16 protein-coding genes are annotated in these 18,535 nt (G+C 65.5%); 6 read left to right on the forward strand and 10 right to left on the reverse strand.

Annotation, left to right across the window (positions count from 1 at the left end; all coding sequences use genetic code 11):
* The first annotated feature begins 64 nt into the window (after positions 1-64).
* The 6 genes from ACVMIH_RS40620 (at position 65) to cnbZ (ending at position 7,205) form a co-directional block, all read left to right on the forward strand.
* Positions 65-598 carry a thiamine pyrophosphate-binding protein gene (locus ACVMIH_RS40620; protein ID WP_057017601.1) on the forward strand — a complete coding sequence of 178 codons (534 nt, stop codon included), beginning with the start codon at positions 65-67 and terminating at the stop codon, positions 596-598.
* Entirely contained in the window at positions 595-1,185 is a 591-nt protein-coding gene (locus ACVMIH_RS40625; protein ID WP_028338816.1) for a thiamine pyrophosphate-dependent enzyme, read from the forward strand. Before ACVMIH_RS40620 ends, ACVMIH_RS40625 begins: the two co-directional genes overlap by 4 nt.
* A gap of 64 nt (positions 1,186-1,249) precedes the next feature.
* Positions 1,250-1,951, forward strand: a complete 702-nt coding sequence (locus ACVMIH_RS40630) for a TetR/AcrR family transcriptional regulator (RefSeq protein ID WP_076827113.1) — start codon at positions 1,250-1,252, stop codon at positions 1,949-1,951.
* 1 nt (position 1,952) lies between these two features.
* Positions 1,953-3,146 (forward strand): efflux RND transporter periplasmic adaptor subunit, encoded by a 1,194-nt coding sequence (locus ACVMIH_RS40635; RefSeq protein WP_076827115.1) that lies wholly within the window; start codon positions 1,953-1,955, stop codon positions 3,144-3,146.
* 81 nt (positions 3,147-3,227) lie between these two features.
* On the forward strand, positions 3,228-6,329 hold the full coding sequence (locus ACVMIH_RS40640; protein ID WP_057017603.1) for a multidrug efflux RND transporter permease subunit: 3,102 nt from the start codon (positions 3,228-3,230) through the stop codon (positions 6,327-6,329).
* A 132-nt stretch (positions 6,330-6,461) separates the two neighbouring features.
* Positions 6,462-7,205, forward strand: coding sequence for a 2-amino-5-chloromuconate deaminase CnbZ (cnbZ, locus tag ACVMIH_RS40645; protein WP_456866218.1), 744 nt, complete (start codon positions 6,462-6,464; stop codon positions 7,203-7,205).
* A 273-nt stretch (positions 7,206-7,478) separates the two neighbouring features.
* Here cnbZ and ACVMIH_RS40650 read toward each other — a convergent pair whose 3' ends face one another.
* From ACVMIH_RS40650 to ACVMIH_RS40695, 10 genes are all read right to left on the reverse strand, one after another.
* On the reverse strand, positions 7,479-8,369 hold the full coding sequence (locus tag ACVMIH_RS40650) for an ABC transporter permease (RefSeq protein ID WP_057017605.1): 891 nt from the start codon (positions 8,367-8,369) through the stop codon (positions 7,479-7,481).
* A 4-nt stretch (positions 8,370-8,373) separates the two neighbouring features.
* Entirely contained in the window at positions 8,374-9,315 is a 942-nt protein-coding gene (locus ACVMIH_RS40655) for an ABC transporter permease (RefSeq protein ID WP_016842919.1), read from the reverse strand.
* Positions 9,316-9,346: 31 nt separating this feature from the next.
* Positions 9,347-10,858, reverse strand: coding sequence for an ABC transporter substrate-binding protein (locus ACVMIH_RS40660; RefSeq protein ID WP_141340829.1), 1,512 nt, complete (start codon positions 10,856-10,858; stop codon positions 9,347-9,349).
* A 17-nt stretch (positions 10,859-10,875) separates the two neighbouring features.
* Positions 10,876-11,973: an ABC transporter ATP-binding protein gene (locus ACVMIH_RS40665; protein WP_456784277.1), complete on the reverse strand. Its 1,098-nt coding sequence runs from the start codon at positions 11,971-11,973 to the stop codon at positions 10,876-10,878.
* A complete protein-coding gene (locus ACVMIH_RS40670) occupies positions 11,970-12,959 on the reverse strand; it encodes an ABC transporter ATP-binding protein (RefSeq protein ID WP_456784278.1) in 990 nt (329 codons plus the stop codon). The genes ACVMIH_RS40665 and ACVMIH_RS40670 overlap by 4 nt, the downstream gene beginning before the upstream one ends.
* Positions 12,956-13,666, reverse strand: a complete 711-nt coding sequence (locus ACVMIH_RS40675) for a DUF1028 domain-containing protein (protein WP_456784279.1) — start codon at positions 13,664-13,666, stop codon at positions 12,956-12,958. The genes ACVMIH_RS40670 and ACVMIH_RS40675 overlap by 4 nt, the downstream gene beginning before the upstream one ends.
* Before the next feature lie 15 nt (positions 13,667-13,681).
* Entirely contained in the window at positions 13,682-15,487 is a 1,806-nt protein-coding gene (locus tag ACVMIH_RS40680) for a gamma-glutamyltransferase family protein (RefSeq protein WP_456866221.1), read from the reverse strand.
* A gap of 112 nt (positions 15,488-15,599) precedes the next feature.
* Positions 15,600-16,592 carry an ABC transporter ATP-binding protein gene (locus ACVMIH_RS40685; protein WP_456866224.1) on the reverse strand — a complete coding sequence of 331 codons (993 nt, stop codon included), beginning with the start codon at positions 16,590-16,592 and terminating at the stop codon, positions 15,600-15,602.
* Complete coding sequence (locus ACVMIH_RS40690) at positions 16,589-17,572, reverse strand: ABC transporter ATP-binding protein (protein WP_141340834.1); 984 nt, start codon at positions 17,570-17,572, stop codon at positions 16,589-16,591. Before ACVMIH_RS40690 ends, ACVMIH_RS40685 begins: the two co-directional genes overlap by 4 nt.
* Positions 17,569-18,528 carry an ABC transporter permease gene (locus ACVMIH_RS40695; protein WP_141340835.1) on the reverse strand — a complete coding sequence of 320 codons (960 nt, stop codon included), beginning with the start codon at positions 18,526-18,528 and terminating at the stop codon, positions 17,569-17,571. Before ACVMIH_RS40695 ends, ACVMIH_RS40690 begins: the two co-directional genes overlap by 4 nt.
* Between the last annotated feature and the right edge of the window lie 7 nt (positions 18,529-18,535).

Genomic DNA, 18,535 nt, shown 5'->3' on the forward strand with positions numbered 1-18,535 from the left:
GCGCTTTGATGAAGCGCGCGCGCCCCTCTACAGTCGCGATCAAACAACAAGACCGGAAACGCCAATGCATGCCCGTGCCGACACTGCGGCCTCCTGGCCCGAGGAGATCTTCTCGATATTGCAGCGCTTCGAGGTGCGTCAGGTGCCCTACGTGCCCGACGCCGGCCATTCAGAGCTGATCGAGCGGGTGCTGGGGTCGTCCTCGATGCGCGGCATCGCGCTGACCACCGAGGAAGAGGGCGTGGCGCTGCTCGCGGGCGCCTGGGCCGGCGGCCAGCGCGGCGTGCTGCTGATGCAGTCGAGCGGGGTCGGCAATTGCATCAACATGCTGTCGCTGGTGCAGATCTTCCGCCTGCCGTTCCTGACGCTGGTGACGATGCGCGGCGAATGGGGCGAGTTCAATCCCTGGCAGGTGCCGATGGGCTCGAACACGCAAGGGATACTCGAACTGTCCGGGATCAAGGTGCTGCGCGCCTCGCACCCTGAAGAAGTCCGCGAAGTCGTCGAGGCCGGCGCAGCGCAGGCCTTTAACGCCTGCACGCCCACCGCCGTCCTGCTGTCGCAGCGCCTGATCGGGGCAAAGGTCTTCACCAAATGAGCAAAGCCAATCTCCTCGACCGCCGTGCCGTCGTTTCCGAACTGCTGAAAGATCGCAAGGGCGCGTTCGCCGTCGGCGGCCTCGGCGCCTCGACCTATGACATCGCCGCTGCCGGCGACCACGACCGCAACTTTTATCTCTGGGGTGGCATGGGCGGCGCCGTGATGATCGGGCTCGGCCTCGCGCTGGCCCAGCCGACGCTGCCGGTCGTCGTGATCACCGGCGACGGCGAGATGCTGATGGGGATGGGAAGCCTCGCCACCGTCGGCCTGCAGCAGCCGAAAAATCTCTCGATCATCGTGCTGGACAATGAGGCTTACGGCGAGACCGGCGGCCAGGCCAGCCATACCGGCGGAACCGCCGACCTCGTGGGTGTTGCCAAAGCCTGCGGAATCGGGGATAGCCGAGCGATCAGCACGATGGCTGAGGTCGAGGCTTTTGCCTCGTCTTTGCAAGACGTTACGGCGGGGCCGCGGTTCGCCAGCGCGAAGATCGACGGGGCCAATCTGGAGCGCGTGCTGTCCAGCCGCGACGGCACCTACCTCGTGAACCGCATCAGAGGGTCGATCGGCCACACTCCTATTTAAAGTGGCTTTCGCGGTGCAATAGAACCTTGACTTTTGGTAAAGTGAGTGATTACTCACGACCCAAATGTCTACCTTACGCATGACGAGTGACTTGCGGCGTCAGTTGATCCTGAGCGCCGCCAAGCGGTGTTTCGCCCGCAGCGGCTTTGCCGGCACCACGACAAAGAGCGTGGCGGCCGCGGCTGCCATTTCGGAAGGGCTGCTGTTCAAGCACTTCCCGTCCAAGGCGGCGCTCTATGCCGAGATCCTTGCCGAGGAGTGCGAGGCGGATCCCGATCTCGCGCATCTGCTCGGCCAGGAGCCCTCGACCGCGACCCTGGTCGAGCTGGTGCAAGGCATGGTCGATCACTTCATGCAGTTGCGTGATGCGCCGGACCAGGAAGAGACGCAGCGGATGCGGCTGATGGTGACGAGCCATCTCGACGACGGCGAGTTTGCGCGCCTGCTCTATGACAAGGTCGGCAAGCTGATCGGCCCGACCTTCGCCGCCTCGCTCGAGCGGGCGATCGCCGCCGGCGAGGCCACGAAGATCGGCGACGAGCCGCTCAACCTGTTCTGGTTTGCGCACCATACCGTGCTGATGGGTGCGCTGACCCAGCTGCCTGCGACACCATGTCTCCCCTACGGCGATGCCGCTGCGGCCGAGCGGCAGCTTTGCCAATTCATCCTTCGCGGCATCGGACTTACCGAAGCCGCAATTTCAACTCATTTGGGCCGCCAGCCGTCGCCGATCGCAGGACCGTCGGTAACTGCAGAAAGTGCATGACATGAATATTCAGACCGAAAGCCACATCTCGGGGCAACCGATCAAGGAGAAGCAAGCCAAGCGTCCCGTCCGCATGGTGCGCTGGTTCATCATCGTAGGCCTGTTGCTGGCCCTGCTCGTCGGTGCGCTGGTCGGCTTCAACGCCTTCCGCAGCCACATGATCGCGCAGTTCTTTGCCAACAATAAGCCGCCGCCGGCGAACGTGTCGGCCGTCGAGGCGAAGACTGAGGTGATTCCGAACCTGCTGACCGCTGTCGGCGATCTCGTCGCCGTGCACCAGGTCAACGTCACGACCGACGTGCCGGGCCGCATCACCGAGATCCAGTTCACCGCCGGCAGCCACGTAAAGGCCGGTACGCCGCTGGTGCAGTTGTTCGACGCACCGGAGCAGGGCGACCTCGCCAACTACAAGGCGCAGGCGACCGTGGGCGAGCTGCAGCTCGACCGCGCCAAGCAACTCGCGTCGCGCCAGTTCGGTCCGCAGTCGACCGTCGATACGGCGCAGGCGGCTTACGACCAGGCCAAGGCGGGCATTGCCAAGACCGAAGCGCTGATCTCGCAGAAGCTGGTGCGCGCACCGTTCGAAGGCGATCTCGGCGTGCGCCAGGTCGAAGTCGGCCAGTATCTGACGGCCGGCACGCAGATCGTGTCGCTGACCGATCTGTCGGTGCTGTACGCCAACCTGACCGTCACCGAGAAGCAGAGCTCTCAGATCAAGGTCGGCCAGGCCGTACGGGTCTCGGTCGACGCCTATCCGGGCCGCACCTTCGAGGGCAAGATCACGACCATCGAGCCGCAGATCGCGACCGACACCCGCAACATCCGGGTGCAGGCCACGATCCAGAATCCGGACAGCATCCTCAAGCCCGGCATGTTCGCGACCACCACGATCGTGCTGCCCGGGAAGCCGCCGGTCGTGACCATTCCCGAAACCGCGGTCGACTACACGCTGTACGGCGACTCGGTGTTCCTGATCACCGAGAAGAAGGGCGACGACGGCAAGACCACCCTGACCGCGGACCGCACCTTCGTGAAGACCGGCAACCGCGTCGAGGGCCGTGTCGAGATCCTCAAGGGTCTGAAGGCGGGGGACAAGGTCGTCGCAGTCGGCCAGATCAAGCTGCAGTCGGGCATGCCGGTTGCGATCTCGACCGATCCGCCGCCGCCGGTTCCGGCCGAACCGCCGCGCTACTGATCTTCATTCATCGAACTCGGAGGGCCATCGGCCCTCCGCCACATCTTGCCGCAAGCCGGCAGAACACGAATCGAGTTGGCGATGGCCTTCACTGATATTTTCATCAAGCGCCCGGTGCTGTCGGTCGTCGTCAGTCTGCTGATCCTGCTGATCGGCCTGCGCGCGGCGATGGTTTTGCCGATCCGGCAATATCCGAATCTTTCGAACACCGTCGTGACGATCACCACGTCATATCCCGGTGCGTCGCCCGAGCTGATCAACGGCTTCATCACCACGCCGATCGAGCAGGCCGTCGCGTCGGCCGAAGGCGTCGATTACATGACGTCGAACTCGGTGCTCGGCACCTCGACGATTCAGGTCTACGTCAAGCTCAATCACGATCCGAACCAGGCGCTCACCGAGGTGCTCGCCAAGGTCAACTCGGTCAAATACCTGATCCCGAAGGAAGCCTTCGATCCCGTCGTGACCAAGGCGACCGGTGACACCATCGCCGTGATGTATCTCGGCTTCTCCAGCGAGGAGCTGACCGGATCGTCGATCTCCGACTATCTGACCCGCGTCGTGCAGCCGGTGCTCTCGACGGTCGATGGCGTCGCCTCGGCCGACATCCTCGGCGGCCAGACCTTCGCGATGCGCGTCTGGCTCGATCCGACCCGCATGGCCGGACGCGGCGTATCGCCCAACGACGTCGCCGCCGCGATCGCCGCCAACAACTTCCAGGCGGCCGCCGGCCAGACCAAGGGCTTCTTCATCGTCTCCAACGTCTCGGCCAATACCGACCTTCAGAACATCGACCAGTTCAAGCGGATGATCGTGAAGGCGAAGGACGGCGGCTTCGTGCGCATCGAGGACATCGCGACGGTGGAGCTCGCGGCGCAGAGCACGGACGCCAGCGTCGCCTTCAACGGCGAGCATGCGATCTTCATCGGCATCAAGGCGACGCCGCAGGGCAACCCGCTGACCCTGGTGAAGGGCGTGCGCGCGCTGTTCCCCGACCTCGAGCGCAACCTGCCGCCGTCGATGAAGATGAAGGTGGCCTACGATTCCACCAAGTTCATTCAATCGTCGATCGATGAGGTCGAGAAGACGCTCACCGAAGCGGTCCTGATCGTCGTCGTCGTTATCTTCCTGTTCCTGGCCTCGCTGCGGTCGGTGATCATTCCCGTCGTCACCATCCCGCTGTCGCTGATCGGCGTCTGCATCCTGATGCTGGCCGCCGGCTTCAGCTTCAACCTGCTGACGCTGCTGGCGATGGTGCTGGCGATCGGCCTCGTGGTCGACGACGCGATCGTTGTCGTGGAGAACATCCATCGACATCTCGAGGAGGGCCTGCCACCGGTGCAGGCATCGCTAAAGGGGGCCCGCGAGATCGTCGGTCCCGTCGTCTCCATGACGATCACGCTGGCGGCGGTGTACGCGCCGATCGGCTTCCTCGGCGGCGTGACCGGCACGCTGTTCCGCGAATTCGCCTTCACGCTGGCGGGCTCGGTGATCGTGTCGGGCGTGATCGCGCTGACGCTGTCGCCGATGATGTGCTCGGTGTTCCTCAAGAGCGCGGAGGAGGGGCGTTTCGCCAAGGTGGTCAATCGCGTGTTCGGCGCGTTGACGCGGGCCTATGGCCGTCAGCTCGACCGTTCGCTCGACTACCGCCCGATCACGGCGCTGTTCGCTGTGACCATCCTCGGTCTGGTCGGCTTCCTCTATATGCACATCCAGAAGGAGCTGGCGCCGCAGGAGGACCAGGGCATCGTGTTCGCGGTGACCAAGGCGCCGAAATACGCCAACATCGACTACATCGATTTCTACGGCGACAAGATGGACAAGGAGTTCCAGAAGTTTCCCGAGACCGACCTGCGGTTCATCCTGAACGGCATCACCGGTCCGCAGGGCGGCTTCGCGGGCATGCTGCTCAAGCCGTGGGATGAGCGCAAGCGCAGCGCGCAGGCGCTGCAGCCGCTGGTTCAGGCCGAGCTGTCCAAGATCGAGGGCATCAGCGCGTTCGCGTTCAGCCTGCCGCCGCTGCCCGGCGGCCCCGGCGGTCTGCCGGTACAGATGGTGATCTCTTCGACGGCCGGATTCCAGCAGGTGTTCGACCAGATGAGCAAGCTGAAGGATGCGGCGCGTAAGAGCGGCCTGTTCATCGTCACCGACAGCGACCTTGACTTCAACCAGCCGGTGGTCCGGGTGAAGGTCGACCGCTCGAAGGCGAGCGACCTCGGCATCACCATGCAGTCGATCGGCGGCGCCCTGGCGACGCTGCTGGGCGGCAACTATGTCAACCGCTTCAATCTGGAAGGACGCTCCTACCAGGTGATTCCGCAGGTGCCGCGCGCCAGCCGGCTCGCGCCTGAGGCGTTCAACGATTACTACGTCCCGACCGCGACCGGGCAGCTGGTGCGGCTGTCCACCGTGGTTTCGGTCGAGACCGGCGTCGATCCGAACGCGCTGACCCACTACAACCAGCTCAACTCGTCGACCTTCCAGGCGGTGCCGATGCCCGGCGTCTCGATGGGCCAGGCGGTCGAGTTCCTGCAGGGTGAAGCCAAGAAGCTGCCGTCCGGCTTCAGCTACGACTTCCTGGCCGACTCCCGGCAATACGTCCACGAAGGCAACCAGCTGCTGGTCACCTTCGCGTTCGCCATCATCATCATCTTCCTGGTGCTGGCGGCGCAGTTCGAGAGCCTGCGCGATCCGTTCGTGATCATGATCTCCGTGCCGATGGCGATCGTCGGCGCCTTGATCCCGCTGTTCTTCGGCGTCGCCACCATGAACATCTACACCCAGGTGGGCCTGCTGACGCTGGTCGGACTGATCACCAAGCACGGCATCCTGATGGTGGAGTTCGCCAACGAGTTGCAGCTCAACGAGGGACTGGACCGCCGCGCGGCGATCGAGATGGCCGCCCGGATCCGCCTGCGTCCGATCCTGATGACGACGGCGGCCATGGTCACCGGCCTGCTGCCGCTGCTCACGGCCTCGGGCGCCGGCGCTGCCAGCCGCTTCTCGATCGGGCTCGTGGTCGTCGCCGGTATGACGATCGGCACGCTGTTCACGCTGTTCGTGCTGCCGATGGTCTACACGGTGATTGCGACCGACCACCAGGCCGCGGCCCATTCCGATCGCGCCAAGCAGATCGCCGACTACGAGCTCGACCGTCGCGGCGGCGCGCTGAAACCGACCTGAGCCCTCCAAGCCCATGCTCGCAGGGAAGGCGGCACTGGCAAAAGCCACTGCCGCCTTTTCTTTGTCTCGTGATAGCCTTTGCCGACGGCGGGCAGAAAATACTCGCCTCAAGGAAATCCGGAGGAAACAGGCATGGCGAGCGAGTTTGCGGCGGGCAATTACCGGTTCATTCCGGCCGTGTTCCAATATTCAAGCGGCGTGCAGGCGAACGCGGGCTATGAGATCGAGCGGGTGCGCTTCGATCGCCTGCTGCCGCTCGCGGAAGGTTTTGCGCGGATCGCGACCTACATCCGCGACGCCGGCCGGCCGCTGACCGCGTTCTGCGCCTGCGAATTGCGTTCGCCGGCCGCCTTCACCGAGGACGGCTTCCGTGCCTTCAACCAGCACTACGTCAAGACGCTCGCCGAATGGGGCCTGTTCGACGGCACCATCAATCCGGTGGCGCGCAGCAACGTCTGTCCCGAGATCGATCCGCCGGCCGAGCCGTCGTTCCATGCGTTCTCGTTCACGCGGCCGAGCACGACGACGTCGCCGTCTTTCGTGATCGCCGGCGGCGCGGAGGCCCGCGGCGGCACCGCCAGCTATCCCGACCGCATCGTCTGCTATCGCGATCTCAGTCCCGGCGCGTGGCGGGAGAAGGTCCGCTTCACCGCCGGCGAGATGGAACGCCGTCTTGCGGAGTTCAGCTTCGGCTGGCAGGAGACGACGGCGGTGCAGGCCTACACCGTGCACGACATCCATCCCGTGCTCGTCGACGAGCTGGTCCGCCGCGGCGCCACCCGGTCCGGCCTGACCTGGCACTTCTGTCGCCCGCCGGTCGTCGATCTCGAATACGAGATGGATTGCCGCAGGGTGCTCAGGGAAGTGGTGATTTAGCTTCCGCCGTCATTGCGAGGAGCGAAGCGACGAAGCAATCCATAGTTCCGCATGCTCGGTGATGGTGGATTGCTTCGCTTCGCTCGCAATGACGAGAACTTGGTGTCCCGTCATCCTGAGGAGCGCGTAGCGCGTCTCGAAGGATGAACGGCCCGGTCGGTGGCCGTCGACCCTTCGAGACGCGCGCAAGATGCGCGCTCCTCCAGCGACAAAGGCGAGCCTTTGCGCGGGGGTGACGGAGAGAGCACAGGCGCTCGCTGTGGCACGAATCCACTACCGCGCCTTCGGATCGAGCGCGTCGCGCAGGCCGTCGCCGACCAGATTGAACGACAACACGACCAGGAAGATCGCAAGCCCAGGCCAGACTGCCATCCATGGCGCGCTGGTCAGGAAGCGTTGCGCGGCGTTGAGCATGCTGCCCCAGGACGGCGCCGGCGGCTGCTGGCCGAGGCCGAGGAACGACAGCGCGGCCTCGGCGATGATCGCGGCCGCGATCGACAGCGTCGCCTGCACAAGCAGCGCCGGCAGGATGTTGGGCAGGATGTGGACCAGCGCGATGCGCCAGCGCGGATTGCCCATGGCGCGCGCCGCCTCGACGTAGTCCTCGACCTTGACGCTCATCACCTGGCCGCGGGTCAGGCGGATGAAGATCGGGGTCGCCGAGACGCCGATCGCGATCATGGCATTGCTAAGACTCGGGCCGAGGAACGCTGCGAGTGCGATCGCCAGGATCAGGAACGGGCAGGCCAGCATCGCATCGGTGATGCGGCTGATCAGCGCGTCGATGAAACCGCCGCGATAGCCGGCGACGAGGCCGAGCGGCACGCCGACCGCAAGCGCGATGCCGACCGAGATGACGCCGGCAAGCAGCGAGGCGCGAGCGCCGAACACGACGCGGGCGAACACGTCGCGGCCGAGCTCGTCGGTGCCGAGCCAGTGCTGCGCCGACGGCGCCTTGCGTACCAGCGACCAGCTCGTCGCGACCGGATCATAGGGCACGATCAACGGCGCGAACACGGCGAGCAGGATGAAGAGCGCGATCACGGTGAGCCCGAGCACGGCACCCTTGCGCCGGATCAGCCGCCGCCAGGCGCGCCGCGCCGGGCTCTCGAGCGTTTCGGCGGCGGCAAGCGGAGCGAGGGGGCTGAGTGCAGCGTCGGTCATCCGATCAACCCCTCAGCCGCGGGTTGACGAGGATGTAGGCGATGTCGGCGATCAGGTTGAGCGTGATGTAGATCGTCGCCGTGGTCAGCACCACGCCCTGCACGACCGCATAGTCGCGGTTGAACACGGCATCGACGATCAGCTTGCCGAAGCCCGGGATCGAGAAGATTTGCTCAGTGAGCACCGCGCCCGACAGCAGCGTGCCGAGCTCGAGCGCGCCGAGCGTGATGATCGGCGTCAGCGCGTTGCGCATCGCATGCTTGAGGATCACGGTGCGCTCGGACAGGCCCTTGGCGCGCGCGGTGCGGACATAGTCGCTCTCCAGCACCTGCAGCATCGCGCTTCGCGTATGCCGCATCAGGATCGCCGCGATCGCATTGCCGAGCACGAAGGCCGGCATGACCGATGCGGCGAGGCTCGCGCGCCAGTTTTCGCTGAGCGGCACGTAGCCGGAGGCCGGCAGCCAGCCAAGTTCGACGGAGAACAGGAAGATCAGCATGATGCCGAGCCAGAAATTCGGCGTCGAGATACCCCACAGCGCGAACAAATTGGCGCCATAGTCCCACGCGGTGCCGATTTTCACCGCCGAGATGATGCCGGCGGGAATGCCGATCAGGAAGGCGACCACGATCGCCATGCCGGCGATTTGCATCGTAACCGGCAGCTTCTGCGCGATCAGGCTCGACACCGGCATCTTGTTGCGCAGTGACTCGCCGAGGTCGCCCGTGAGCACGCCCTTGACCCAATAGGCGTATTGCACCGGGATCGGTTGATCCAAATGGTATTGCTGGCGGATCTGTTCGATGACGGCCGGATCGCGCTCCTCGCCGGCCATGACGAGTGCCGGATCGCCGGGCAGCAAATGTTGCAGCGAGAAGATCAGGAGCGAGACGAAGAACAGCGTCGGGACCAGCTGAACCAGCCGCTTGGCGAGGAAGTTCAGCATTGTCGGCCTCGCGTGTCCTGCGCTGTGGCGATCATTTCAATTTCAGCCCGACCACGCGCACCAATCCGTCCGGCATCTGCCGGTAACCCGCGACTTTTGTGGAATGCGCGATCAGGAGTGTGCGGTGATAGAGATAGATGATCGGCTCGTCATTGAGCACGATCCTGGTCATCTTCTCGTAGATTGCCTTGCGCTGGGCGGGATCGTTGATCAGCCGTGCATCTTCCATCAGCTTGTCGGCTTCCGCGTTAGAATAGCCGCCATCGTTCTGCGGCGCCTTGGTGTGCAGGAAGACATAGGAATTGCCGTCGGGATCGATCCGGCCGCTCCAGTTGATCTGAAACACCTGAAATTCGCCGGCCTGGGCCTGCTTGAAAGTCGTCGCGAATTCGACCACGCGGATCTTGATGTCAAAGCCGGCTTCGGCCGCCATCGACTGCACGACCTGGGCTACGGCTTCGTTCTCGGCGCCTTTGGGGACCATGTAGTCGATGGCGACGGGCAGCGTGACACCGGCCTCCTTCAGCAGCGCCTTGGCCTTGGCAATGTCGCGTCCCCGAACCGGAAACGCCTTCTGATAGTAAGGGTGTGTCGGGCTGACCCACTGATTGCCCGGCGTGAACTCGCCGTTGAAGACGACCTGGTTGAGCGCCTCGCGGTCGATCGACAGATCGAGCGCCTGGCGCACCTTTTCCGACTGGCTGAGCGGCCCCTTGCTCTTGTCGTTGCCGACGTTGATGGTGAGGCCGAGGTACCCGAGTTCAGGTGCGGTCGACAGCACGAGCCGCTTGTCACCTCGGACGTCCTTGATATCGGTGGCGAGCACGCGCTCGATCAGATCGAGCCCGCCGGATTTCAGATTGGCGAGCCGCACCGTGGCATCGACGATAGGAAGGAACACGATGCGATCGATGAAGACGTTGTCCTTGTTCCAGTAATCCCCGAATTTCTCGAACACCATGCGGTCCTGCTGCACGCGTTCGACGAACTTGTAGGGTCCTGCGCAGACTGGATGCAGTCCGAATTTGTCACCCGCTTCCTTCACCGCCTTCGGCGAAACCATCATGCCGGCGCGGTCGGTCAACTGGGCGATCAGCGGCGAGTAGGGCGTCTTGAGCACCAGCTTGATGGTCAGGGGATCAACGACGTCGACGTGGTCGAGAGCAGCCAATTCCGGTTTGCGAAACGAGGTCGGCAGTGTCAGATGGCGCTCCAGCGAGAATTTGGCGGCTTCGGCGTCGAACGGCTCACCGTCGTGGAACTTGACGCCCGGCCGGAGCTTGATCGTCATCTCCTTGCCGTCGGCCGAGTTCTCGTAGGACAGCGCGAGTTGCGGAACGATGTTCAGCTTCTCGTCGATGTCGAACAGCTTGTCGCAGAAGGCTGAAAAGACGATGCGGCCGACATAGGTGCGTCCGATTGAAGGATCGAGGATGTCCGGGTCCTCGGCGAGCCCGATGCGGAGTGTCGTCTCGGCACGCGCGCTCGTTCCGCACCAGGTCACGAGGGCCGCCATCAGGACCGCCAAGCGCCAAAATCTCATCGCCAACCCCTTGTTCCCTACGCCTCTGTTCCCTGTGAAATAACCCCGGGCTGTCCCGAGGCTTCCGCCGCATTGAACGCCGCCACCAGCTTTTCCAGTGTCGGCGAGAACCCGCCATCGGAGGGCACGATCGCCTCCGCGCCGGGCAGCTCGCCCGTCCGGTGACAGGCCGTTGCATATCCGGTGCCATCTTCGCGCAATTGCGGCACTTCGCTGCGGCAGCGCGCGATCGCATAGGGACAGCGGGTATGGAAGCGGCAGCCGGAGGGCGGATTGAGCGCGCTCGGCAACTCGCCCTCGAGCACGATGCGGCTGCGCCTGGCGCGCGGCTTCGGCACCGGGATCGCCGATAGCAGCGCACGGCTGTAGGGATGGCGCGGGGCCGCGAACAGCGCCTGTGCATCGGCGGTCTCGACGATGGTGCCGAGATTCATCACGGCGACGCGATCGGCGATGTGCTTCACGACGGCGAGATCGTGCGAGACGAAGATATAGGCGAGCTTCAGGCGGTCCTGCAGGTCGCGCAGCAAGTTCAGGATCTGCGAGCGGATCGAGACGTCGAGCGCCGACACCGGCTCGTCGCAGATGATCAGCTTCGGCTCGACCGCGAGCGCGCGGGCAATCGCGATGCGCTGGCGCTGGCCGCCAGAGAATTCGTGCGGATAGCGCCGCGCAAAGCGCGGCTCGAGCCCGACCAGACGCAGCAGCTCCTCGACCCGCGCGCGGCGGTCCGCGGCCGGGACGAGATTGTGCAGCGCCAGTGGCTCGGTCAGGATCTGGCTCACCGTCATGCGCGGGTTGAGCGAGGCGTAGGGGTCCTGGAAGATCAGCTGCGCGTCGCGGCGGAATGCGCGGAGCTGCTCGGCATTGAGCGTGCCGAGGTCGCGGCCTTCGAAGCGGATCCGTCCGGCATCCCGCTCGATCAGCCGCAGCACCAGCCGGCTGACGGTGGATTTGCCGCAGCCGGATTCGCCGACCAGCGCTAGCGTCTTGCCGGCCTCGACCGTGAAGCTGACGCCGTCGACCGCCTTCACATGGGCGGTCGGCCGGCCGAACAGCGAGCGTTCGGCGACGAAATGCTTCACCAGCCCTTCGACCTCGAGCAGCGCCGTCATGACACCAGCCGCTCCAGCGGCGCGCGGATGCAGCGCGAGGCGTGGGTCGGGCTCAGCAGCGCGAGCGGCGGCGGCGATTTGGTGCAGGCATCCTCGACGAACGGACAGCGCGCGGCGAAGCGGCAGCCGGCGGGCGGGTTCGCCATGTTCGGCACCATGCCCTCGATGGTGGCGAGATGGCTGGTGCGGCGGTCGAGCCGCGGGATCGAGCCGAGCAGGCCGACCGTGTAGGGATGCTGCGGATTGGCAAACAGCTCGTCGACCGGCGCGCGCTCGACGATTTCGCCGGCATACATCACCGCGACCTCGTCGCAGACTTCGGCGACGACGCCGAGATCGTGGGTGATCAGGATGATCGCGGCGCCGCTCGCGGCCTTCAGCTCCCGCATCAGATCGAGGATCTGCGCCTGCAAGGTGACGTCGAGTGCGGTGGTCGGCTCGTCGGCGATCAGAAGCTGCGGGTCGCAAGCCAGCGCCATCGCGATCATCACGCGCTGGCGCATGCCGCCGGACAGCTTGTGCGGAAACTCGTCGATGCGTTTCTCGGGCGAGGGAATATGCACGCGGCGCAGCAGCTCGATGGTGCGTTCGCGCGCCGTGCGGCGGGAGCCGCCGCGATGGCGCAGAATCGTCTCCGTAATCTGGTCGCCGATGGTAAAGCTCGGATTGAGCGAGGTCATCGGCTCCTGGAAGATCATCGCGAGGCGATCGCCGCGCAGGTCGCGCAACGTCTCGTCCGGCACCTCGAGCAGGTCGAAGCCGTCGAAGCGGATCGCGCCGGACACCGCGGCGGATTGCTTCGGCAACAGCCCCATGATCGCGAGCGAGGTCACGCTCTTGCCGCAGCCGGACTCGCCGACCAGTCCGAGCGTGGCGCCCTTGGCGACGGAGAGATCGACGCTGTCGACGGCATGCGTGGTGCGGCCGTCATCGCCCTGGAAGGTGACGCGCAGGCCTTCGATCTCGATCAGCGGGCCTGCTGTCATTTACGGCTCGTGGTTGCCGCCGCGATGCCGGCGTCGATGGTGGCGCGATCGCTGGTTCCGGCCGGGTTGTCGCGGGTCGGCATGAAGCTCCGGAATGGCGCCCAGTGCTCGCGGCTGACGGCCTCCAGCCGCTCCAGCTCGCGCAGGGGATCGGCGTGGTCGTCGACGCGCAGGTCGAGCAATGGCCATTCCTCCGCGCCGTGGATCAGAAGAGCCGCCGATTGCTTGCCGCGCTTGTCGCCGCCGGCCGCTTCGCCGGCGAACATCGCCTTGATCAGCCGCTCCGCGAACGGCAGCTTCTCGTTCTCGGCATAAACGCGCGCGGTCTCGTCGAGCACCGCGGGGCCGGCCAGCATGTTGCCGGCGATCGAGAACCCGTCGCCGGCGATATGGCCGAACCAGTCGATGCAGTCCTTGCCGGAATGCGCCGCGATGCGGCCCCTGACGTCCATGACGTGGAGCTGCCGGCTTTCGCGGCCGCTGTCGGGCGCAATCAGCGCCGCGATCACCTCATGCGGGCTGTCGCCGCTGCGTAACAGCGCGAGGCCGTCGATGCCGTAATAAGGATTGACCAGCGCCTGCGTCGCCACCGCGCCGATTGCGGGTGCGATGTGCGGCACCAGCGCGCCGACCGCGAAGAACCGCGTCGCGACGGCGATGCCGAGCTGGCCGGTGGCGCTGTCACGGGCGATGATCGACCAGGTCATCTCAAACCTTCGTGTCTAGCGGCCTGCGGCGTAACCCTGCATGCCGCGCGGGTTGGCGGCGGCGCGGCGGCGGCCGCCGACCTTCGAGGCCGCGGTGAGGCGGCCTTCCGACCAATCTGGACCAATCTCGACCACATGGCCGCGGCGTTTCAATTCGTCGACGGTCGATTTCGGCACGCGGTTTTCCAGCACCAGGACGCCGGGCCGCGAGGTGCGCGGCCAGAACGAGATCGGGAAATGCTCGGAGTGCCAGGCCGGCGCGTCGATCGCCTCCTGCAGATTGAGCCTGGCGTGGACATGGCGCAGGAAGAACTGCGTGATCCACTGGTCCTGCTGATCGCCGCCCGGCGAGCCCCAGGAGAGATACGGTTCGCCGTCGCGCAGCGCCATGGTCGGCGAGAGTGTGGTGCGCGGCCGCTTGCCCGGCGCGAGCGAAGCAGGGTGGTTCTCCTCGAGCCAGAACATCTGGGCGCGGCTGCCGAGGCAGAAACCGATCTCGGGAATCACCGGCGAGGACTGCAGCCAGCCGCCGGACGGCGTCGCCGAGATCATGTTGCCGGCCTTGTCGATGATGTCGAAATGCACGGTGTCGCCGCGCACTTCGCCGAACCGGCCGACGGTCGGCTCGCCCGCGCCCATGGCGCCGACCGCTTCACGATGCCCTTCGGCGTGTCGCAACTTCACAACGCCGCCGAAGCCCTCGACCGAGCCGGGGCGGAAGTCGAGCGACGCCTTGTCTTTTGAGATCAGCTTGCGCCGTTCGTTGTTATAGGCATCGGACAGCAGCGTCTCGATCGGGATCTCGGTGAATTTCGGATCGCCGTAGAACGTCTCGCGATCGGCATAGGCGAGCTTGGCGGCTTCGATCTGCAGATGGATGAAGTCGGGGCCTGCGGGATCGAGCCCGTCGAGCTCGAAACCCTTCAGCAGCGCGAGCTGCTGCAGCATCACCGGACCCTGGCTCCAGACCCCGGCCTTCTGCACGGTGTAGCGGCCGTAGTCGTAGGTGAGGGGCGCCTCGATGGTTGGCTGCCAGCGCGCCATGTCGTCGGCCGACAGCACGCCGCGATGCGGCGAGCCGGAGACGTCCATCACCTCCTGGGTGCGGCAGAACTTGTCGATCGCCTCGGCGACGAAGCCCTTCGACCAGGCCTGCCGCGCGCGCTCGATCTGCGCCACGCGGTCGTGGCCTGCGCTCTCCGCCTCGGTCAGGATGCGTGTGTAAGTTTCCGCGAGCTTCTTGTTGGTGAAGATGGTGCCGGGCTTCGGCACCTCGCCACCAGGCAAATAGACGTCGGCCGATGTGGTCCAGTATTTCCGGAACAGTTGTTCGACGGTCTTGATGGTGGCCGATGCACGCTCGACCAGCGGGTAGCCGTCGCGCGCGTAGGCGATAGCGGGCTCCAGCACGTCGCGCAGCTTCATGGTGCCGTAGTCGCGCAGCAGCAGCATCCAGGATTCGAATGTGCCGGGCACGCAGGCCGCAAGCAGGCCGGTGCCGGGCACCATCTCGAGACCCTCGCTGCGATAATGCGCGATGGTTGCCTTCGCCGGCGCCGGGCCCTGGCCGCAGATCACCTCGCTCTTGCCGCGCTTGACGTCGTGCACGATGATCGGCACGTCGCCGCCGGGGCCGTTCAGGTGCGGCTCGACCACCTGTAGCGTGAAGGCGGTGGCTACTCCGGCGTCAAAGGCGTTGCCGCCTTTCTCCAGCGTTGCCATGCCGACCGCGGTGGCGATCCAGTGCGTCGAAGTGACGACGCCGAAGGTGCCTTCGATCTCGGGCCGGGTTGTGAACGGATCGGGGTTGATGTTGCTCATGGCGATTGACCGTTCGTCGGTTTGTTGTTGGGCCTCTTTGGCGGCCGCACTTGATCACAGGCCGGCTGGTATGCCAACCGCTTGGTGCACATGGCCGCTCCCATCCTCGTGATCATGCCGGAACGACGGCGGGACTGTTGACGGCATGGCAGGCGACGCCGTCGATCAGTTCCGGCGTCTTCTGGCGGCAGAGATCGAAGGCGAGGGGACAGCGTGGGTTGAACGAGCAGCCCGGCGGCGGATCGATCGGGTTGGGAATTTCGCCCTTCACCGGAATTCGCTGCCGGCCGGACATCGCAAGATCCGGAACCGCGCCGAGCAGCATCTTCGTGTAGGGCATCCGCGGGTTCTCGAACAATTCTCGCCCTTCGGCGATCTCGACGATGCGGCCAAGATACATCACGCCGATCCGGCTCGCCATGTGGCGGACGACCGCGAGATTGTGGCTGATGAAGAGATAGGTGAGGCCGAACTTGTCCTGCAGGTCGCGCATCAGGTTGAGGATCTGCGCCTGCACGGAGACGTCGAGCGCCGAGGTCGGCTCATCGCAGACGATGAACTCGGCCTCGGATGCCAGCGCGCGGGCGATCGCGATGCGCTGGCGCTGGCCGCCGGAAAATTCGTGCGGGAATTTTTGGCCGTCGTCGGGGTGCAGGCCGACCAGCGAGAGCAATTCGCCGACCCGGGCCTTGACGTCGCGCTCGCCCTGGATCAGGTCGAAAGCGCGGATCGGCTCGGCGACGATGGCGGCGACCCGGTAGCGCGGATTGAGGCTCGCATAGGGATCCTGGAAAACCATCTGGATGCGCCGGCGCAGCCGGCGGCGCGCCTGGCCCTGCCGCGGATCGGTCATCGAGACGCCGTCGATGACGACCTCGCCCGAGCTCGGCGGCAGCAGGCCGACGACCATGCGCGCGACCGTGGTCTTGCCGGAACCGGATTCGCCGACCAGCGCGAAGGTCTCGCCGCGCTTGATGTCGAAAGAGACGCCATCGACGGCTTTCAGGAATTCGAGATGGCCGCCCTCGATCACGCGGTTGAGCCACGGCTTGGAGACGTCGAAGACGCGGCGCAGGCTCCTGACCTCGATCAATGTCCCGCTCATGCCGCCGTCTCCTTCGCCGGCTCGAACAGATGACAGGCAACGAACTGCGTGCCCTGCCGGATCGGCTCGGGGCGTTCGACGTGGCAGCGATCGAAGGCAAACGCGCAGCGCGGATTGAACGGGCAGCCCGGCGGAATCGCCGACAGCCGCGGCATCGAGCCGGGGATTTGCACCAGGCGCTTGTCCTCGCCGGCAAGCGTCGGGATCGCGCCCATCAGGCCCCTGGCGTAGGGATGCAGCGGATTGCGCACCACCTCCTGCACCGGGCCGATCTCGGCGATGCGGCCGGAATACATCACCGCAACGCGGTCGCAGGTCTCGGCGATCACGCCCATGTCGTGGGTCACCAGCATCACCGCGGTGCCGTGGTCGCGGCCGAGGCGCTTGATCAGCGCGATGATCTGCGCCTGCACGGAGACGTCGAGCGCGGTGGTCGGCTCGTCGGCGATGATCAGTTCGGGCTCGGCGCAGATCGCAAGCGCGATGACGACGCGCTGGCGCATGCCGCCGGAGAATTCGTGCGGGTAGCCGTCGATGCGCTTCTCTGGCGCTGGAATGCCCACTTCGGCCAACAGATCGATGGCGCGCCTGCGCGCGGCGCTCTCGCTCAGATTGCTGTGGGTGCGAATGGTCTCGATGATCTGGTCGCCGATCCGGTAGAGCGGATTGAGGCTGGTCAGCGGATCCTGGAAGATCATGCCGATCCGCCTGCCCCTGATGCGGCGGATCTCCTCCGGCGGCAGATGGTCGATCCGCGTGCCCGAGAGCTCGATCTCGCCGCCAGAAATCCGCCCGGGCGGATCGATCAGCCCGATCACGGCAAGGCCGGTGACCGATTTGCCGGCGCCGGACTCGCCGACCACGCCGAGCACCTCGCCCTTGGCGATGTCGAATGACACGCCGTTGATGGCGCGCAAGGTCGCACGGCGGGTGACGAATTCCACCTCGAGATTGCGCACGGAAAGAACAGGCTTGGTCATCGGAGCTTCGGATTGAGGGCGTCGCGCAGCCAGTCGCCGAGCAGGTTGATGGAGAGGATCAGGCCGGCCAGCGCAATGCCGGGGAAGGCGACGATCCACCATTCGCCGGCGAACAGATAGTTGTTGCCGATCCGGATCAGGGTGCCGAGCGAGGGCATGGTGTCGGGCATGCCGGCGCCAAGGAACGACAGCGTCGCCTCGGTGATGATCGCGAGCGCGAGGTTGATGGTGGCGATGACGAGGATCGGGCCCATCGTGTTGGGCAGCACGTGCCGCAGCATGATCTTCGGCGCCGGCAGGCCGATCAGCTGCGCCGCGGCCACGTAATCCTTGTTCTTCTCGACCATCACCGAACCGCGCACGGTGCGGGCATATTGCACCCAGAAACTGAGGCCGATCGCGATGATCAGGACGCCGAGCGTGCTCATCTCGTCGAGCCGGCTGCCGAGCACCGATTTGGCGACGCCGTTGACCAGCAGCGCGATCAGGATCGCGGGGAAGGTGAGCTGTACGTCGGCGATCCGCATGATCACGGTGTCCACCACGCCGCCGAAATAACCTGCGATCAGCCCGAGGGCGATGCCGAGCGCGCCGGCGAAGACCACGCCGGCCAGGCCGACCGCAAGCGAGATGCGCAGGCCGTAGAGGATCGCCGAGAGCACGTCACGGCCCTGCTCGTCGGTGCCGAGCAGGAACGGGCTTTGGCCGTCGGTGGTCCACAGCGGCGCGATCCGCGAGTTGATCAGCTGCAGTTGCGCCGGATCGAACGGGTTCTGCACCGCGAGCCACGACGCGAAGATTGCGAGCAGAAAGAACAGCAGCGTGATCACGGCGGCGACCATCGTCAGCCTGGAGCGACGGAACGAATAGAAGATGTCGCTGTCGAGCGCGCGCCTGAACCAGCCGGCAGGGGCCTGGTGGCCTTGGGAACGATGGGGGACGACGGCATCGGACATCGGTCAG

This window comes from Bradyrhizobium sp. USDA 4503, assembly GCF_054055815.1.

What these genes read in the sequence shown, in the direction of transcription:
- ACVMIH_RS40625 (WP_028338816.1), top strand. Translation starts at nt 595, where the DNA reads ATGAGCAAAGCCAATCTCCTCGACCGCCGTGCCGTCGTTTCCGAACTG.
- ACVMIH_RS40695 (WP_141340835.1), bottom strand. Translation starts at nt 18,528, where the DNA reads ATGTCCGATGCCGTCGTCCCCCATCGTTCCCAAGGCCACCAGGCCCCT.
- ACVMIH_RS40650 (WP_057017605.1), bottom strand. Translation starts at nt 8,369, where the DNA reads ATGACCGACGCTGCACTCAGCCCCCTCGCTCCGCTTGCCGCCGCCGAA.
- ACVMIH_RS40685 (WP_456866224.1), bottom strand. Translation starts at nt 16,592, where the DNA reads ATGAGCGGGACATTGATCGAGGTCAGGAGCCTGCGCCGCGTCTTCGAC.
- ACVMIH_RS40635 (WP_076827115.1), top strand. Translation starts at nt 1,953, where the DNA reads ATGAATATTCAGACCGAAAGCCACATCTCGGGGCAACCGATCAAGGAG.
- cnbZ (WP_456866218.1), top strand. Translation starts at nt 6,462, where the DNA reads ATGGCGAGCGAGTTTGCGGCGGGCAATTACCGGTTCATTCCGGCCGTG.
- ACVMIH_RS40640 (WP_057017603.1), top strand. Translation starts at nt 3,228, where the DNA reads ATGGCCTTCACTGATATTTTCATCAAGCGCCCGGTGCTGTCGGTCGTC.
- ACVMIH_RS40665 (WP_456784277.1), bottom strand. Translation starts at nt 11,973, where the DNA reads ATGACGGCGCTGCTCGAGGTCGAAGGGCTGGTGAAGCATTTCGTCGCC.
- ACVMIH_RS40670 (WP_456784278.1), bottom strand. Translation starts at nt 12,959, where the DNA reads ATGACAGCAGGCCCGCTGATCGAGATCGAAGGCCTGCGCGTCACCTTC.
- ACVMIH_RS40660 (WP_141340829.1), bottom strand. Translation starts at nt 10,858, where the DNA reads ATGAGATTTTGGCGCTTGGCGGTCCTGATGGCGGCCCTCGTGACCTGG.
- ACVMIH_RS40680 (WP_456866221.1), bottom strand. Translation starts at nt 15,487, where the DNA reads ATGAGCAACATCAACCCCGATCCGTTCACAACCCGGCCCGAGATCGAA.
- ACVMIH_RS40620 (WP_057017601.1), top strand. Translation starts at nt 65, where the DNA reads ATGCATGCCCGTGCCGACACTGCGGCCTCCTGGCCCGAGGAGATCTTC.
- ACVMIH_RS40655 (WP_016842919.1), bottom strand. Translation starts at nt 9,315, where the DNA reads ATGCTGAACTTCCTCGCCAAGCGGCTGGTTCAGCTGGTCCCGACGCTG.
- ACVMIH_RS40630 (WP_076827113.1), top strand. Translation starts at nt 1,250, where the DNA reads ATGTCTACCTTACGCATGACGAGTGACTTGCGGCGTCAGTTGATCCTG.
- ACVMIH_RS40690 (WP_141340834.1), bottom strand. Translation starts at nt 17,572, where the DNA reads ATGACCAAGCCTGTTCTTTCCGTGCGCAATCTCGAGGTGGAATTCGTC.
- ACVMIH_RS40675 (WP_456784279.1), bottom strand. Translation starts at nt 13,666, where the DNA reads ATGACCTGGTCGATCATCGCCCGTGACAGCGCCACCGGCCAGCTCGGC.